This window comes from Paracoccus sp. (in: a-proteobacteria) (assembly GCF_039808215.1).
Classification (GTDB): Bacteria; Pseudomonadota; Alphaproteobacteria; order Rhodobacterales; family Rhodobacteraceae; genus Paracoccus.
In genome coordinates this window covers 1-14,479 of sequence record NZ_JBDHSP010000018.1, presented here as the reverse complement: position 1 = coordinate 14,479, position 14,479 = coordinate 1, and the positions used below count along the sequence as shown (strand labels likewise).

The window sequence follows — 14,479 nt, the reverse complement described above, 5'->3', positions numbered from 1 at the left end:
CAGGAGCCACCGGACGTGACCGAGCCGAAACCCATTCCCACGCCTTTCCCCGAACCCGAACGCCCGCCGCTGCCCGATCCCCTGCCTGACCCCGGCCCGGACGAGATTCCCCTGCCGGCGGTGCTGGGGCATGGCGCCATCGCCGCGGCGCTGGCCGCCGGCTGGCGCGATTTCTGCCGCGCCCCGGCCTATGGGCTGTTCTTTTCCGCCTTCTATGTCGCGGGCGGGCTGGTGTTGACTGCGGTGGCCTCGGCCACCGGGCGGGAATGGTGGCTGATGCCCTTCGTCGTCGGCTTTCCGCTGATCGCGCCCTTTGCCGCGGTGGGGCTCTACGAGGTCAGCCGCCGCATCGAGGCGCATGATCTGCTGCTCTGGCGCGAGATCCTGGCGGTGGTCGTGGCGCAAAAGGACCGGCAGGTGCCCTCGATGGCCATGCTGATCCTGCTGATGTTCATGTTCTGGGTCTTTGTCGCGCATACGGTCTTTGCGCTGTTCATGGGCGTCTCGGCGCTGACCAATATCACCTCCTCGCCGGAACTGCTGCTGCAGGGGCGCGGGCTGGTCATGCTGGCGACCGGCGGGCTGATCGGGGCGGGATTTGCCGCGGTGCTGTTTGCCGTCACCGTGGTCGGGATGCCGCTGATCCTTGACCGCGAGGTGGACCTGGTCTCGGCGATCATCGCCAGCTTTCAGGCGGTCGCCGCCAATCCCGGGGTGATGCTGGTCTGGGCGGGGCTGATCGCGGCGCTGCTGTTCCTGGCAATCCTGCCGCTGTTTCTGGGCCTGTTCGTGGTGCTGCCGCTGCTGGGGCACGCCAGCTGGCACATGTATCGGCTGCTGATGCCCGACCCGGAATGACCCGGAAACGACAAGGGGCGGCCAAGGGCCGCCCTGACGGGGATGCGCCGGGTTTGGCGCTCAGGCGTCGCTGACCGCGCGCGGGCTGGGCGGCGCCAGTTTCGGCGTCGGGGCATTGGCCAGCGGGTCCTCCTGGCGCTGCACCGAGCCTTCGAAATGCGCGCCGGATTCGATGGCGATGGTCTTGTGGATGATGTCGCCCTCGACCCGGGCCGAGGCGGTCAGGCGCACCTTCAGCCCGCGGACGCGACCGATGACCCGGCCGTTGACCACCACCTCTTCGGCGACAAGCTCGCCGCGGATGGTTGCGCTTTCGCCGACGACCAGCTGATGCGCACGGATGTCGCCCTCGAGCGTGCCCTCGATCTGGACATCGCCCTCGGTGCGGATATTGCCGGTCACCGTCAGATCCGCCGCCAGAACCGAGGGCGCGCTGCGCACCCGCGCCCCGCCCGGCGCCGCCAGACCCGGCTCGGGGCTGCGGAGGGCTTCGGGCTCGGGCTGCGGCTGGGCGCGGGGGCCAGGTTCGGTGACGCGGGTCTTAGAAAACATTCTGCGCTGCCTTGATGAAGCTCATGGGGTTCACGGCACGGCCGTTCACCCGAACCTCATAATGAAGGTGCGAGCCGGTGGACCTGCCGGTATTGCCCATATCACCGATCCGGCTGCCGCGCGACACCTTTTGCCCGACCTTGACGCGAATACGCGACATGTGGCCATAGCGCGTCTCGGTGCCCAGCTCGTGCTGGATCTTCACGAGATTGCCATAGCCGCGCTGCCAGCCGGCAAAGATCACTGTCCCTTCGGCGGTCGAATGGATCGGCGTGCCGACCGGACCGGCCATGTCGATGCCCTCATGCGCGCGGCCCCAGCGGCGGCCGAAGGGCGAGGTATAGCGGAAGGCCGCCTGCACCGGCATGGCCAGCGGCATCTTTTCAGCCGCGATGCGGTAGCTGTTGATCTGGTCCAGCGTGATCAGGATCTCGTTGGCCTTGGCGGCGCCCTGGCTGATCTCGGCGTCGCCGCTCGAGGAATAGCTGACCGGGTTCAGCGGCCCGCCCTGGCCGGAATAGCCCTCGCGCACGGTGCGCAGGATGTCCTCGGGGTTGACGCCGACGCTGCGAAACATCTCGTCCAGGGGCTCGACCGAGACGCTGACCGCGTCCTCGAGCTGCGACAGGATCTCGTCGTTGCGGGCGACGATCTGGTTGCGCTCCAGCGTCACCGCCGCGGCGGTGCGCTGCGCGTCCTCGGCGCGGCGCAACGCCTCGGCGCGGTCGTCGGCGGCCTGTTTCAACTCGTCCGAGAGCACGTCCAGCGCCGCCTGCAACTCGGCGGTGCGCACTGCGGGCTTGCCAGCCGTTTCGCCGGTCTCTTGCAGGCTGCTGCGCACCGCGTCCAGCCCGCCCTGCAGCTCGCGCTCGCGGGCCTCGGATTCCAGCAGTTGCGACTGCATGCGCGACACCTGGTCCAACGCCGCGCTGAAGCGGTTCTGCGCTGCGGCGGCCTCGGCGGCGCGGCTGTCGCGCTCGGCCGAGAGATCGCTCAGCCGCGCCTCGAGCGCGGCCTCGCCGATGCGGGCCTGATCGCGGGCATTGCCGGCGCCGATCGCGTCGAACACCAGGATGGAGCTGGCGACCACCGCCCAGCCGAAGACCAGCGCCGAGCCGGCCAGCGCCGCCAGCTGCGTCGCCGGCCGCAGCCGCAGGAAGCGGGTGGAACTGTCCGATTTCAGGAAAAGTCGCTGCTCGGGCAACCAGCGCTCAAGCACGGAATTCAGGCTGTCGGTAATGCTCAATGTCCCGGTTCCACGTTGTTTCGTCCGGCCTGCCGAGCGATGGCGGCCTTGGCTGCGCAGGGGTAAATCCGACCTGTGCCTGAAGTGCAACAACGAGGGATTTTATGTGCCCCTCTTGGGCGGATTGACGCCGAAGCATGCCGGCCATGCAGGAGGAAACCCGCCGGTGCGGACAAGGGGCGGGAACCCCGGACCAGGCATAAAGTCGAGAAATCCGCGTTATTACATTGTGAGATAACGGTTATTTCAGGCAATACCGCTTTCCGCACCGTTTTGCGGCGCTTTTCGCGACGATCCGGCTGCGGCCGTGTCTGCCGTGCCGCGGCGCAGAATCACCGGCGGCGCGCCGCCGGGGCGAGTCGCGGCCGGGAACCGCGGGCGGGTTTCGGCGTTGCCCGCGCCTCAGGCGATCTCATAGGGCAGCGGGCCGGGGCGGTCGGGCGGGATGCGCACCAGCCGATCCATGGGCGGCACCGAGCGCTGGTGGCAGTCCGGCCGCGGGCAGATGCGGCAGGACACGCCGATCGGCTCGAACAGCGCCGGATTGCCCAGATCCAGCCCGTCGGCATAGACCAGATCGCGGGCATGGCTGACCTCGCAGCCCAGGCCGATGGCAAAGCGGCGCACCGGCGCGCCGAAGGCGCCGGCCGGTTTCGAGACATCGCGCGCCAGCAGCAGATAGCGCTTGCCGTCCGGGGTCTCGGCCAGTTGCCGCAGAAAGCGGCCGGGGGTCTCGAAGGCCTGGTGCACGTTCCACAAGGGGCAGGCGCCGCCGAAACGGGCGAATTGCATGCGCGTCGCGGAATGGCGTTTGGTGATCGTGCCGGCCTGGTCGACGCGCACGAAAAAGAACGGCACGCCGCGATCGCCGCCGCGCTGCATGGTCGAAAGCCGGTGCGCGACCTGTTCCAGAGAGGCGTGGAACAGATGCGCCAGTCGTTCCAGATCGTGGCGCTCGGCGCGGGCGGCGGCCAGAAAGCGGGCATAGGGCATCATCGCGGCGCCGGCAAAATAATTGGCCAGCCCCAGCCGCGCGATGTCGCGCGCCGCATCGCTGCGAAAGCGCGCCAGTTCCAGCGTCGCCTCGATCAGGTCGCGGCGGCTTTCCAGCGCCAGCAGGTGCAACAGCTGGAATGCCTGGGTCGCGGGCTGGGCGGTGGCGTTCAGCGTGATGCGCGCGCCCTCGCGCAGATAGACGGCGCCGCTGCCCAGTTCCGCCAGCGCCACCTTGATGCCGCGTTCGGCAAGGCCGGCGATGGCGCGCTCCAGCGGCCGGGACTCGGGGCGGTTGCGGGCGAACTGTTCGGCGGCGCGGTCCACGGCGTCGATATAGTTGTCGCAATAGTGGAAAAAGTCGCGCACCTCTTCCCAGGGCGAGGGGGTGGCGTTCTGGGCGCCGGCGCCCAGCGCCTCGTCCATGGCTGCCAGCCGCTCCTGCCCCTCGCGATGCGCGCGGTAAAGGTCGAGAAAGGCCCGCGCCAGCGCCGGGGCATTGGTCGCGGCCAGCCGCAGGTCGGCGCGCGGCGGCGCACTGTCGAACAGCGGATCGGCCAGGGCCTCGGCCATGTCCATGACCATGCGCTCGGCGTCGCCCACCGCCATGGCGCCCAGATCGACGGCAAATTCCGAGGCGAGCCGCAGCAACACCCCGGCCGAGACCGGGCGGTGGTTGTTCTCCATCTGCGAAAGATAGGGCAGCGACACGCCCAGCCTTTCGGCAAAGGCGCGCTGGCTGAGCCCGGCGCGGGCGCGCGTCTCGCGCAGCGACACGCCGGCATAGATCTTTTGCATGGACATCGCGGCACCTCCTTTGCAAAGACAGGAATAGTCTTTGCAAAGGAGGCGCCGCAAGGGGCGTCAGCGCCCGCGCAGCAGCTGCCTTTCGCGCACCAGCACCCACAGGATCGCCGCCACCGAACCCGCCGAGGACAGTGTCATGATGATCAGCAGCGGCATGGCGCCGGATTGCTCGTTCAGCAGCGCCCCGGCCAGCGCCGCCAGCCCGGCGCCGCCCGCCACGCTCAGCGCGCCGCCAAGACCGCTGGCGGTGCCGGCCAGTTCCGGGCGCACGCTCATCAACCCGGCATTGGCATTGGGCATCAGGAGGCCGTTGCCGAGGCCCATGAAGCCCACGGCGCCGAAGAACAGCAGCGGCGTCAGCATGTCCAGCAGATCCGCGATCACCGTGCCCGCGAGAAACACCGTGCTGATGATCGCCCCGGCAAGGATCAGGTTGTTCATCCCCAGCCGCACGGTAAAGCGCGCCGAGATGAAATTGCCGCAGGCATAGCCCAGCGAGGGCAGGGCGAACCAGTAGCCGATCTCGGCCGCGGAAAGTTGCATGACGCTTTGCCCGACAAAGGGCGCGCCGCCCAGATAGGCATAGAAGGCGCCGGCGCACAGCGTCGCCGACAGCGCATAGCCCCAGAAGCGGCGCGAGCGCGCCAGCACCGGATAGGTGGCGATCTGCCTGGCCAGCGGCACGCCGCCGTCGCGCGCGGTTTCGGGCAGGGCGATGGCGCAAAGCGTCATCACGCCCAGGCCCGCCAGCCCCATGGCGACGAAACTGGCGCGCCAGCCCAGGGTTTCGTCCAGGATGCCGCCGATGGTGGGGGCGATCATCGGCACCAGCGACATGCCCATGGTGACATAGCCGATCATGCTGGCGGCCTGTTCGGCCGGCACCATGTCGCGCACGATGGCGCGGCTGATCACGAAGCCGGTGGTGATCACCGCCTGGGTCAGCCGGAATGCCATGAACCAGTAGGCGTCCGGCGCCAGTAGCGTGCCGAGTGTCGCCAGCAGGAAGATCGCGAACGAACCCAGCACCACCGGCCGGCGCCCGAAGCGGTCGCTGATCGGGCCGCAGAGCAGCTGCACCACGGCGCTGACCCCGAGGAAGGCCGAGACCGAAAGCTGCATGAAGCCGTATTCGACGCCGAAATCCTCGGCCATGGCGGGCAGGGACGGCAGGAAGATGTTCATCGACAGCGCGGCCGTGGCCGAGATGGTCACCAGGGTGACGATATTGGGCCGGCGCGCAACGGGAGAGGTGGCAAGGGTCATGGCGTCACTTTGCCGCAGATGCGGGTAAAGGCAACCATCCGTTTGCCTGCGACTGTTTCACCTCAGGGCGGGGCGAAGATCAACGCCGCGCCAAGGCAGATGAAAGCAAGGCCCACGCCGACGCTCCAGGTCAGCGCCTCGCCCAGCCAGAGCCAGGAAAACAGCACGAAGACCGGGAGGCTGATCACCTCCTGGATGGTCTTGAACTGGGCGGCGCTGAAATGGCCGTGGCCGATGCGGTTGGCCGGCACCTGCAGCACATATTCGAAAAAGGCGATGCCCCAGCTGACCAGGATCACCGCCGCCAGCGGTGCTGCCTTGAACCTGAGATGCCCATACCAGGTCAGAGTCATGAACAGATTCGACAAAAGCAGCAGCCCGACGGTCAGGACCGGGGCCGGCAGGCTCATGCGCCGCGGTCCCAGCTGCGGTGCTTTTCAAGATTGCCAAAGCGGGTGAAGCGGCCCTCGAAGGAAAGCTCGACCGTGCCGATCGGGCCGTGGCGCTGCTTGCCGATGATCACCTCGGCCTTGCCGTGGCACGATTCCATGACCTGCTGCCAGGCGGCCATCTTGTCGAGATCGTGGTCGGCGGGCTTTTCCCGCTCGCGGTAATATTCCTCGCGGAAGACGAACATCACGATGTCGGCGTCCTGCTCGATCGAGCCGGATTCGCGCAGGTCCGAGAGCTGCGGGCGCTTGTCCTCGCGGTTCTCGACCTGGCGCGACAGCTGCGAGAGCGCGATCACCGGGATGTCCAGTTCCTTGGCGATGGCCTTGAGCCCCTGGGTGATCTCGGAGACCTCGTTCACGCGGCTGTCCTTGGCGCTGGCGGCGCGCAGCAGCTGCAGATAGTCCACGATCAAGAGGTCGAGCCCCTGGGTGCGCTTGAGCTTGCGGGCGCGGGCGGCCAGCTGGTTGATCGGCAGCGCCGGGGTGTCGTCGATGAAAAGCGGGCAGTTCTGCAACTCATGCGCCGCCTTGACGAAGCGGCGGAACTCTTCCTCGGTCATGTCGCCGCGGCGGATGGATTCGCTGGGCACCTCGGCCGCCTCGGAGAGGATGCGCGCCGCCAGCTGCTCGGAGGACATCTCGAGGCTGAAGAAGCCGACCACGCCGCCCGCCACCGTGCCGTGGCTGCCGTCGGGGAGGTCGCCGCGGCGATGCGCGCGGGCGACGTTGAAGGCGATATTGGTCGCCAGCGAGGTCTTGCCCATCGACGGCCGCCCGGCCAGGATGATCAGGTCCGAGCGGTTCAGTCCGCCCATCTTGTTGTCGAGGTCGATCAGGCCGCAGGAGACGCCCGAAAGCCCGCCGCCGCGGCTGTAGGCGGCATTGGCGGCATTCAGCGCCCCGGCTACCGCCTGCAGGAAGCTTTGGAATCCGCGCTCGGCCACGCCCTGTTCGCCCAGCTTGTAGAGGACCTGCTCGGCCTCCTTGATCTGCTCCTCGGCGGAATCGCTGACCGAGACCGTGGTGGCGCGCGCGGCGATGTCATGGCCAAGCGTGATCAGGTCGCGGCGCAGGGCGAATTCGCGGATCATCTGCGCATAGTCGCGCGCCGCATGCGACGAGATCGCCGCCCCGGCCAGCCGCGCCAGATAGGCCGGCCCGCCCAATTCCCTGAGCCCCGCGTCGTGTTCCATGAAGGCCTTGATGGTGACCGGGCTGGCCAGGGCGTTGCGGGTCACCCGCTCGGCGCAGATCTCGTAGATGCGCCGATGCACCGGGTCGTAGAAATGCCGCGGCTGGATGACGCGCGAGACATGGTCATAGACCTCGTTGTTGGTCAGCAGCGCGCCCAGAAGCTGCTGTTCGGCCTCGATCGAGAAGGGCACCGCCTGTTCGGCCGCGGCCGAGGCGATCTCGCTGGGGTTTTTGATCTCGAGGGCACGCATTTCGCTCATGCCAGGGGCTCCGGGTCTTCGGCGGGGTGGCGCTGTTATCCACCCAATCCCCGGCCGGGTCCATCGGGATATGCTGTGGACAAGCTGTGCATGACTTGCCGCCGCGGCGCCTGTGGCGGAGGCGGCATGAGTATTTGGGGAACAGAGAAGCTCAGGGGTGGGCGGATTGCCAGGCGCGCGGATCCTTGAGGAAGCTTTCGACCTCGGACAATGTGGCGGCGTCGTAGAAGCCCTGGGCGCGGGCCTCGGCCAGCACGTCCCACCAGGTGCACAGGTGGTGCAACTGCACGCCGTGATCGGTGAGGCGCTGGGTGGTTTCCGGGAAGATGCCGTAGTAGAAGATCACCGCCGTATGGGCGCAGGTGGCGCCGGTTTCGCGGATGGCGTCGACGAAGCTGAGCTTGGAGCCGCCGTCGGTGGTCAGGTCCTCGACCAGCAGCACGCGCTGGCCCTCGGTCATGGCGCCTTCGATGCGGGCGTTGCGGCCGTAGCCCTTGGGCTTCTTGCGCACATAGGTCATCGGCAGTTCCAGCCGTTCCGCCACGAAGGCGGCGAAGGGGATGCCTGCGGTCTCGCCGCCGGCGATATTGTCGAAAGCGTCGAATCCCGCATCGCGCAGAACGGTCGCGGCGAGAAAGTCCATCAGCGTGGCGCGGATGCGCGGATAGCTGATCAGCTTGCGGCAGTCGATATAGGTCGGACCCTTGAGGCCCGAGGCATAGGTATAGGGCGCGGCCGCGTTGAAATGCACCGCCCTGATTTCCAGCAGCATGCGGGCGGTCAGCCGGGCGATTTCCTCGCGCGGGGGGAAGGGCAGGCTCATGCGGGATCCTCGACATGCCAGTAGAGCGGGAAGCCGGGGTCGAAGACGGTCACGCGGTCATCGCCGGCGGGGATATGGGCGGGGTATTCCGCCGGTCTGTCGCGCTTGACGAGGCGGATCTGATCCTCGTTCGGGGGCAGGCCATAGAAGATGGCGCCATTGAGCGAGGTGAAGCCCTCGAGCCGGTCGAGCGCGCCCTCGTCCTCGAAGACCTGGGCGAGGATCGACATGGTGTTCGGCGCGGTGAAGCAGCCGGCGCAGCCGCAGGCCGACTCCTTGGCATGGTCGGGATGGGGCGCCGAATCGGTGCCGAGGAAGAAGCGCGCATTGCCCGAAGTGGCGGCGCGGCGCAGCGCCAGGCGGTGGCTTTCGCGCTTGGCGACCGGCAGGCAGTAGTAATGCGGCCGGATGCCGCCCACGAGGAGGTGGTTGCGGTTGATGACCAGGTGATGGGTGGTGATGGTGGCGCCGATGTCGTCGCCGTCGCTGACGTAATCCACGCCCTCGCGGGTGGTGACATGTTCCATGACCACGCGCAGGCCCGGGGTCGCGCGGCGGACCGGATCCAGCACGCGGTCGATGAACACCGCCTCGCGGTCGAAGATGTCGATGGCGGGATCGGTGACCTCGCCGTGGACGCAAAGCGGGATGCCGGCCGCGGCCATGGCCTCGAACATGGGGCGCACCTTGTCGAAATCGCGCACGCCCGAGGCCGAGTTGGTGGTGGCGCCGGCCGGGTAGAGCTTGACGGCCGAGATGATTCCCGCCGCATGGGCGGCAAGGACATCGGCGGGGTCCGTCGTCTCGGTCAAGTAGAGCGTCATCAGCGGACGCAACGTCATTTCATGCGAGAGCGCGGCGCCGATGCGATCACGATAGGCCGCGGCCTGCGCCCCCGTCACCACCGGTGGCACCAGGTTCGGCATGATGATCGCGCGGCCGAAATGTCCGGAATATGAAGCCACTGCCTGCAGCATGGCGCCGTCGCGCAGGTGCAGGTGCCAATCGTCGGGGCGTCGAAGCGTTACGGATCTGGTCATGTCATTGCTGTATACCGGCGCGCGCCACATGGCTATAGTCGGCATGCATCGCGCAAAAGAAGGGCTTGGCATTGCTTGCACATGGGTGCAGTGCTTGTGGCCGGGGGGCGTGAAGGATCGACAGATGGGCTTGGGACTGAAGAATAACACCGCGCTGCAGACGCCCCTGCTGCTATGGCAGCAGATGGCGCGCATGGCGCTGGAATCGCAGATGGTCATCGCGCTGCGCACCGCGGGCATGGTCGGCATGCTGCCGCAGGACGCTGCCGAACCGCACCGGATGGTGCTGGAAAAGGCTGATGCCGCCTCGGAGGCGCTGCAGGCGGCGCTGCGGGCCGCCGGGCGGGGGGCGCGTGCCGATCGCATCGTCGCCGCCGCCATCCGGCCCTATCGTCGACGCACCCGTGCCAACATGCGCCGGCTTGCGGCCCGCAAGGACTGAACGGCCGGCTGCCCGGGTCCAGAAATCAGAAACGCGCCACGGTGACGTGGCGCGTTTGGTCGTTCTGCGGCTGGCGTCTGCTCAGAGCAGCTTGCCCATGGCCACGGCCACGTCGGACATGCGGTTCGAGAAACCCCATTCGTTGTCATACCAGGTCAGGATGCGGCAGAGCCGGCCCTCCATGACCTTGGTCTGGTCCATGTGGAAGACCGAGGAATGCGCATCGTGGTTGAAGTCGCAAGAGACCAGCGGCTCGTCGGTATAGCCAAGGATGCCCTTCAGCGCGCCGTTGGCGGCGCTGCGGATGGCGTCGTTGATCTCGGCCACCGAGGTGTCGCGGCTGGCCTCGAAGACGAAATCCACCACCGAGACGTTCGGCGTCGGCACGCGGATGGCCACGCCGTCGAGCCGGCCCTTGAGTTCGGGCAGCACCAGGCCCACCGCCTTGGCGGCGCCGGTCGAGGTCGGGATCATCGACAGCGCCGCGGCGCGGGCGCGGTAGAGGTCCTTGTGCATGGTGTCCAGCGTCGGCTGGTCGCCCGTATAGCTGTGGATGGTGGTCATGAAGCCGCGGCTGATGCCGATGGCGTCGTTCAGCACCTTGGCCACCGGCGACAGGCAGTTGGTGGTGCAGCTGGCGTTCGAGACCACAAGATCGCCGGCGGTCAGCGTATCGTGGTTCACCCCGTAGACCACGGTCTTGTCGGCGCCGTCGCCGGGGGCCGAGATCAGCACGCGCCTGGCGCCGGTCGCCAGATGTGGCTGCACCTTGTCCTTCGAGGTGAAGATGCCGGTGCATTCCATGATCACGTCGACATCGCCCCAGGGCAGTTCCGCCGGGTTGCGGATCGCGGTGACCCTGATCGGGCCGCGGCCGACATCGATGCTGTCGCCGGTGACCGTCACCGTGGCCGGAAAGCGGCCGTGCACGGAATCGTAGCGCAGCAGATGCGCGTTGGTCTCGACCGGGCCCAGATCGTTGATCGCCACGACCTCGATATCATTGCGCCCCGATTCGATGATCGCGCGCAGCACGTTCCGACCGATCCGGCCAAAGCCGTTGATCGCCACCTTGACAGCCATGGGTTCTCTCCGCCGCTGATGAAGTTTCGCGCTGCTGATAGCCCGCATTTCGGGGCGACGCAAATGCCCGCAGCGCCCCTCCCGGCGAAAACCGCGCCCGGTTTGCGCAAACATGCCGCGCCCGGCATCCGATGCGGCGCCGGGGCGCCGAATCAAGGGGTCAGCGCCAGAAGCTGAGATATTCGATCAGCGCGGCGAATTCCTTGCCCAGCCTGACCGGCAGCCCCCAGTGCAGCACCAGGGCGTCGGCGGCAAAGACCCCGAGGATCAGCAGGCTCAGCACAAGGGCGATCTGGTTGGTCATGGCGCGATGTCCTGCGGTTGTTGCCGGCGGTCGGGATCCGGCGCAGCCCCTGCTAGGGCAGGCGGGTGCGCGGGGCAAGCGCCTCGGCCCCTAGCCGGCATCGGTCATGCCGTCTGCATCCTCGGGTTCGGGTGCGATCAGGAACAGATCGCCCGCCGCCTCCATGCGCCGGATCGCGGCCACGACCTGGTCGCGCGCCGCCTCGGCGTCCTTGCCCGAGACCCGGCCGAGCGCCTCGATCTCTTCGCGCATGCTTTCGGCCAGCCGTGTCGAGAGCCCGCCGAACAGAAAATCCACCGTCCGCTGGTCGTCGCCCTGCGCCGCGGTCAGCGCCTTGAGCAGCACCGGACCCTCGACCTCGCGGGTGATGCGGGCGATGTCGCGCGGGTCGATGCGCAGCGGGATATGCGCCCAGGTGAAGATGGTCTTGCGCACCTCGCCGGCGAAATCGGCGTCGTCGTCATCAAGCCCGGCCAGCACGCTGTCGCGCATCGCGGCACCCGATGAGTTCAGGATCGCCCCGACCTTGCCGCCCGCCTTGCCGGCCAGGGGCGGCTGCGGCACCGCATCCGCCGCCTGGATCAGCGCCTGGCCGATACGGTGCAGGGCGCGCGCCTCGACGCCGCCGGTCAGCGACATCGCATAGGCGATCTGGCGCGCCAGTCCCGGCTCGAGCAGGCCAAAGACCTCGGCGGCGCGCGGCACCGGCAGTTTCGAGAACAGCACCGCCGCCACCTCGACCGCCTCGCTGCGCGCCAGCGCCGCCAGCAGCGCGGGGTTCATCACCGCGATGCGGTCCCAGGGATCGCCGGTGCCATTCAGCGCCGCCATGCGCCGCAGCCGGTCGCTGGTGTCGGGGGAAAGATGGCCGTCCAGCAGTTCCAGCGTGCCGTCGATGTCGCCGGGAAAGGACAGGCCGATCGATTCCAGCCGGTCGCAGAATTCGGCGACCACGGCATTGCGGGTGTCGCGGTCGACCAGGCCCATCAGCGCCATTTCCTGCGCGAGACCGGTCTGCAGTCCCGGCGCGAGCCGGCCAAGGTCGATATCCGCCCCCTCGGCCAGCACCAGCCGCACGATCACCGCCGCCTTCTGCCGCGGGCTGAGTTCGCTTTTGCCGAATGCGGAAACCGCCATGGTCTGCCCCCGATTCACCTGCTTCGGGGGCAATCTGTCACAGAAACGCGAACGTCCGGTTAATGCCCGGCCGCCTCGCCGAAGACGCGGGCAAAGATGGTGTCCACATGTTTGGTGTGATAGCCGAGGTCGAACTTCTCCTCGATCTCGGCGGGCGAAAGCGCGGCGGTCACCTCGGCATCGGCCAGAAGCTCGGTCTTGAAATCGGCGCCCTGTTCCCAGACTTTCATCGCATTGCGCTGCACCAGACGATAGGCGTCCTCGCGCGACACACCGGCCTGGGTCAGGGCCAGCAGCACGCGCTGCGACATCACCAGCCCCCTGAACCTGTTCATGTTTCTCAGCATGTTCTCGGGATAGACCACCAGTTTCTCGATCACCCCGGCCAGCCGGTTCAGGGCGAAATCCAGCGTGATGGTGGCGTCGGGCGCGATGCCGCGCTCGACCGAGGAATGGCTGATGTCGCGCTCATGCCAAAGCGCCACATTCTCCATCGCCGGGACCACGGCCATGCGCACCAGTCGCGCAAGCCCGGTCAGGTTCTCGGTCAGCACCGGGTTCCTTTTGTGCGGCATGGCCGAGGAGCCCTTCTGGCCGGGGCTGAAATATTCCTCGGCCTCAAGCACTTCGGTGCGCTGCATGTGGCGGATCTCGATGGCGATGTTTTCCATCGAACTGGCGATCACGCCCAGCGTGGCAAAGAACATGGCGTGGCGGTCGCGCGGGATGACCTGCGTGCTGATCGGCTCGGGGCGCAGGCCCAGTTTCGCGCAGACATGTTCCTCAATCGCCGGATCGATATTGGCGAAAGTGCCGACGGCGCCCGAGATCGCGCCGGTGGCGACCTCCTCGCGCGCGGCCAGGAGGCGGGTGCGGCCGCGGTCCATCTCGGCGTAGAAGCGGGCAAAGGTCAGGCCCATGGTCGTGGGCTCGGCGTGGATGCCGTGGCTGCGGCCGATGCGGACGGTGTCCTTATGCTCAAAGGCGCGCTTTTTCAGCGCGGCCAGCACCTTGTCCATATCTGCCAGCAGGATGTCGGCGGCGCGCACCAGCTGCAGGTTCAGCGTGGTGTCCAGCACGTCCGAACTGGTCATGCCCTGATGCACGAAGCGCGCCTCGTCGCTGCCGACATGCTCGGCCAGATGGGTCAGAAAGGCGATGACATCATGTTTGGTGACGGCCTCGATCTCGTCGATGCGGGCCACGTCGAATTCGACATCGCGGGCCTTCCAGACGGCCTCGGCATTGGCGCGCGGGATCACGCCCAGATCGGCTTGGGCGTCGCAGGCATGGGCCTCGATTTCGTACCAGATCTTGAACCTGGTCTCGGGCGACCAGATGGCGACCATTTCGGGGCGGGAATAGCGCGGGATCATGGGGGGCTCCTTGAGTTTGCGGGGGGTTCTAGTCGCATGCCCCCCGTGCCGCAACCGCGCATTCGGGCTGGCCGCTGCCGGTCAGCTTTGCTTTCCGGAAAACAGCCTGCCGATGGGCATTGTTGTAGAACTCAGTCTGTTGAGGATTCACATGGCGAATCCATGCGGTTAGACGGGTCGGATGACCAAGCCCCCATGCGCCCGCTACCGCACGACGAACTGGAAGTCCTACAATGATGCCCTGAAGCGGCGCGGGTCGCTGCTGATCTGGCTGGACAAGGCCATGGTGTGGCGCGCGCCCAAGGCGGGGCGTAACGGGCGACCGCCGGTGTTCAGCGATGGCGCGATCCAGTTCTGTCTGATGGTGAAGGTGCTGTTCGGTCTGCCGTTGCGGCAAACGATAGGGATGGTGGCGAGCATCCTGTCGATGGCCGGGCTTGACTGGCCGGTGCCGGACTTCTCGACCCTGAGCCGCCGGCAGAAGACCATCACGGTGCAGGCTCCCTGCCGCCCTGCGCCGGGCCCGCTGAACCTGCTGGTCGACATCGAGCCATGGGAGCGCCACTGGTGGGAGTGTCCTAAACTCTGTGTATCTGGCCCGTCCCATGCGGTTTCAGATGCTCAAGCGGCGAAGCGCTCGCCGAAC

15 protein-coding genes are annotated in these 14,479 nt (G+C 67.5%); 3 read left to right on the top strand and 12 right to left on the bottom strand.

Annotated elements, in window-relative coordinates; all coding sequences use genetic code 11:
* The first annotated feature begins 15 nt into the window (after nucleotides 1–15).
* On the top strand, nucleotides 16–858 hold the full coding sequence (locus tag WMK75_RS08335; RefSeq protein WP_347267215.1) for a DUF2189 domain-containing protein: 843 nt from the start codon (nucleotides 16–18) through the stop codon (nucleotides 856–858).
* A gap of 60 nt (nucleotides 859–918) precedes the next feature.
* On the opposite strand, the gene WMK75_RS08330 is transcribed toward WMK75_RS08335, so the two are convergent.
* The 8 genes from WMK75_RS08330 to pyrC form a co-directional block, all read right to left on the bottom strand.
* Entirely contained in the window at nucleotides 919–1,410 is a 492-nt protein-coding gene (locus WMK75_RS08330; RefSeq protein WP_347267214.1) for a polymer-forming cytoskeletal protein, read from the bottom strand.
* The gene (locus tag WMK75_RS08325; protein WP_347267213.1) at nucleotides 1,400–2,656 is read right to left on the bottom strand and encodes a DUF5930 domain-containing protein; all 1,257 of its coding nucleotides are present in this window, start codon (nucleotides 2,654–2,656) and stop codon (nucleotides 1,400–1,402) included. The genes WMK75_RS08330 and WMK75_RS08325 overlap by 11 nt, the downstream gene beginning before the upstream one ends.
* 402 nt (nucleotides 2,657–3,058) lie before the next feature.
* The gene (locus tag WMK75_RS08320; RefSeq protein WP_347267212.1) at nucleotides 3,059–4,453 is read right to left on the bottom strand and encodes a short-chain fatty acyl-CoA regulator family protein; all 1,395 of its coding nucleotides are present in this window, start codon (nucleotides 4,451–4,453) and stop codon (nucleotides 3,059–3,061) included.
* A 60-nt stretch (nucleotides 4,454–4,513) separates the two neighbouring features.
* Nucleotides 4,514–5,722 (bottom strand): multidrug effflux MFS transporter, encoded by a 1,209-nt coding sequence (locus WMK75_RS08315; protein ID WP_347267211.1) that lies wholly within the window; start codon nucleotides 5,720–5,722, stop codon nucleotides 4,514–4,516.
* Between the two features lie 62 nt (nucleotides 5,723–5,784).
* On the bottom strand, nucleotides 5,785–6,132 hold the full coding sequence (locus WMK75_RS08310; RefSeq protein ID WP_347267210.1) for a DMT family protein: 348 nt from the start codon (nucleotides 6,130–6,132) through the stop codon (nucleotides 5,785–5,787).
* Nucleotides 6,129–7,628 carry a replicative DNA helicase gene (locus WMK75_RS08305; protein WP_347267209.1) on the bottom strand — a complete coding sequence of 500 codons (1,500 nt, stop codon included), beginning with the start codon at nucleotides 7,626–7,628 and terminating at the stop codon, nucleotides 6,129–6,131. The genes WMK75_RS08310 and WMK75_RS08305 overlap by 4 nt, the downstream gene beginning before the upstream one ends.
* Before the next feature lie 151 nt (nucleotides 7,629–7,779).
* Nucleotides 7,780–8,451: an orotate phosphoribosyltransferase gene (locus tag WMK75_RS08300; protein ID WP_347267208.1), complete on the bottom strand. Its 672-nt coding sequence runs from the start codon at nucleotides 8,449–8,451 to the stop codon at nucleotides 7,780–7,782.
* Nucleotides 8,448–9,491 carry a dihydroorotase gene (pyrC, locus tag WMK75_RS08295; protein ID WP_347267207.1) on the bottom strand — a complete coding sequence of 348 codons (1,044 nt, stop codon included), beginning with the start codon at nucleotides 9,489–9,491 and terminating at the stop codon, nucleotides 8,448–8,450. The genes WMK75_RS08300 and pyrC overlap by 4 nt, the downstream gene beginning before the upstream one ends.
* Before the next feature lie 124 nt (nucleotides 9,492–9,615).
* Between pyrC and WMK75_RS08290 the strand changes: the two genes are divergently transcribed.
* On the top strand, nucleotides 9,616–9,933 hold the full coding sequence (locus tag WMK75_RS08290) for an antibiotic ABC transporter (RefSeq protein WP_347267206.1): 318 nt from the start codon (nucleotides 9,616–9,618) through the stop codon (nucleotides 9,931–9,933).
* Nucleotides 9,934–10,014: 81 nt separating this feature from the next.
* Here the strand turns inward: WMK75_RS08290 and gap are convergent, their stop codons facing one another.
* The 4 genes from gap to purB all read right to left on the bottom strand — a co-directional run bounded on the left by gap (nucleotide 10,015) and on the right by purB (nucleotide 13,833).
* A complete protein-coding gene (gene gap, locus WMK75_RS08285) occupies nucleotides 10,015–11,016 on the bottom strand; it encodes a type I glyceraldehyde-3-phosphate dehydrogenase (protein WP_347267205.1) in 1,002 nt (333 codons plus the stop codon).
* Nucleotides 11,017–11,176: 160 nt separating this feature from the next.
* Nucleotides 11,177–11,320 (bottom strand): hypothetical protein, encoded by a 144-nt coding sequence (locus WMK75_RS08280; RefSeq protein ID WP_347267204.1) that lies wholly within the window; start codon nucleotides 11,318–11,320, stop codon nucleotides 11,177–11,179.
* 90 nt (nucleotides 11,321–11,410) lie between these two features.
* Nucleotides 11,411–12,457: a FliG C-terminal domain-containing protein gene (locus WMK75_RS08275; protein ID WP_347267203.1), complete on the bottom strand. Its 1,047-nt coding sequence runs from the start codon at nucleotides 12,455–12,457 to the stop codon at nucleotides 11,411–11,413.
* Nucleotides 12,458–12,516: 59 nt separating this feature from the next.
* Entirely contained in the window at nucleotides 12,517–13,833 is a 1,317-nt protein-coding gene (gene purB / locus WMK75_RS08270; RefSeq protein ID WP_347267202.1) for an adenylosuccinate lyase, read from the bottom strand.
* A 181-nt stretch (nucleotides 13,834–14,014) separates the two neighbouring features.
* On the opposite strand from purB, the gene WMK75_RS08265 reads away from it, so the two are divergent.
* On the top strand, nucleotides 14,015–14,479 hold a 465-nt coding region (locus WMK75_RS08265), incomplete at its 3' end, for a transposase (protein ID WP_347267201.1).

Coding starts and splice junctions, on each gene's coding strand:
- WMK75_RS08330 (WP_347267214.1), bottom strand. CDS start 1,410: ATGTTTTCTAAGACCCGCGTCACCGAACCTGGCCCCCGCGCCCAGCCG.
- WMK75_RS08320 (WP_347267212.1), bottom strand. CDS start 4,453: ATGTCCATGCAAAAGATCTATGCCGGCGTGTCGCTGCGCGAGACGCGC.
- WMK75_RS08315 (WP_347267211.1), bottom strand. CDS start 5,722: ATGACCCTTGCCACCTCTCCCGTTGCGCGCCGGCCCAATATCGTCACC.
- WMK75_RS08310 (WP_347267210.1), bottom strand. CDS start 6,132: ATGAGCCTGCCGGCCCCGGTCCTGACCGTCGGGCTGCTGCTTTTGTCG.
- WMK75_RS08305 (WP_347267209.1), bottom strand. CDS start 7,628: ATGAGCGAAATGCGTGCCCTCGAGATCAAAAACCCCAGCGAGATCGCC.
- WMK75_RS08300 (WP_347267208.1), bottom strand. CDS start 8,451: ATGAGCCTGCCCTTCCCCCCGCGCGAGGAAATCGCCCGGCTGACCGCC.
- pyrC (WP_347267207.1), bottom strand. CDS start 9,491: ATGACCAGATCCGTAACGCTTCGACGCCCCGACGATTGGCACCTGCAC.
- WMK75_RS08290 (WP_347267206.1), top strand. CDS start 9,616: ATGGGCTTGGGACTGAAGAATAACACCGCGCTGCAGACGCCCCTGCTG.
- gap (WP_347267205.1), bottom strand. CDS start 11,016: ATGGCTGTCAAGGTGGCGATCAACGGCTTTGGCCGGATCGGTCGGAAC.
- WMK75_RS08280 (WP_347267204.1), bottom strand. CDS start 11,320: ATGACCAACCAGATCGCCCTTGTGCTGAGCCTGCTGATCCTCGGGGTC.
- WMK75_RS08275 (WP_347267203.1), bottom strand. CDS start 12,457: ATGGCGGTTTCCGCATTCGGCAAAAGCGAACTCAGCCCGCGGCAGAAG.
- purB (WP_347267202.1), bottom strand. CDS start 13,833: ATGATCCCGCGCTATTCCCGCCCCGAAATGGTCGCCATCTGGTCGCCC.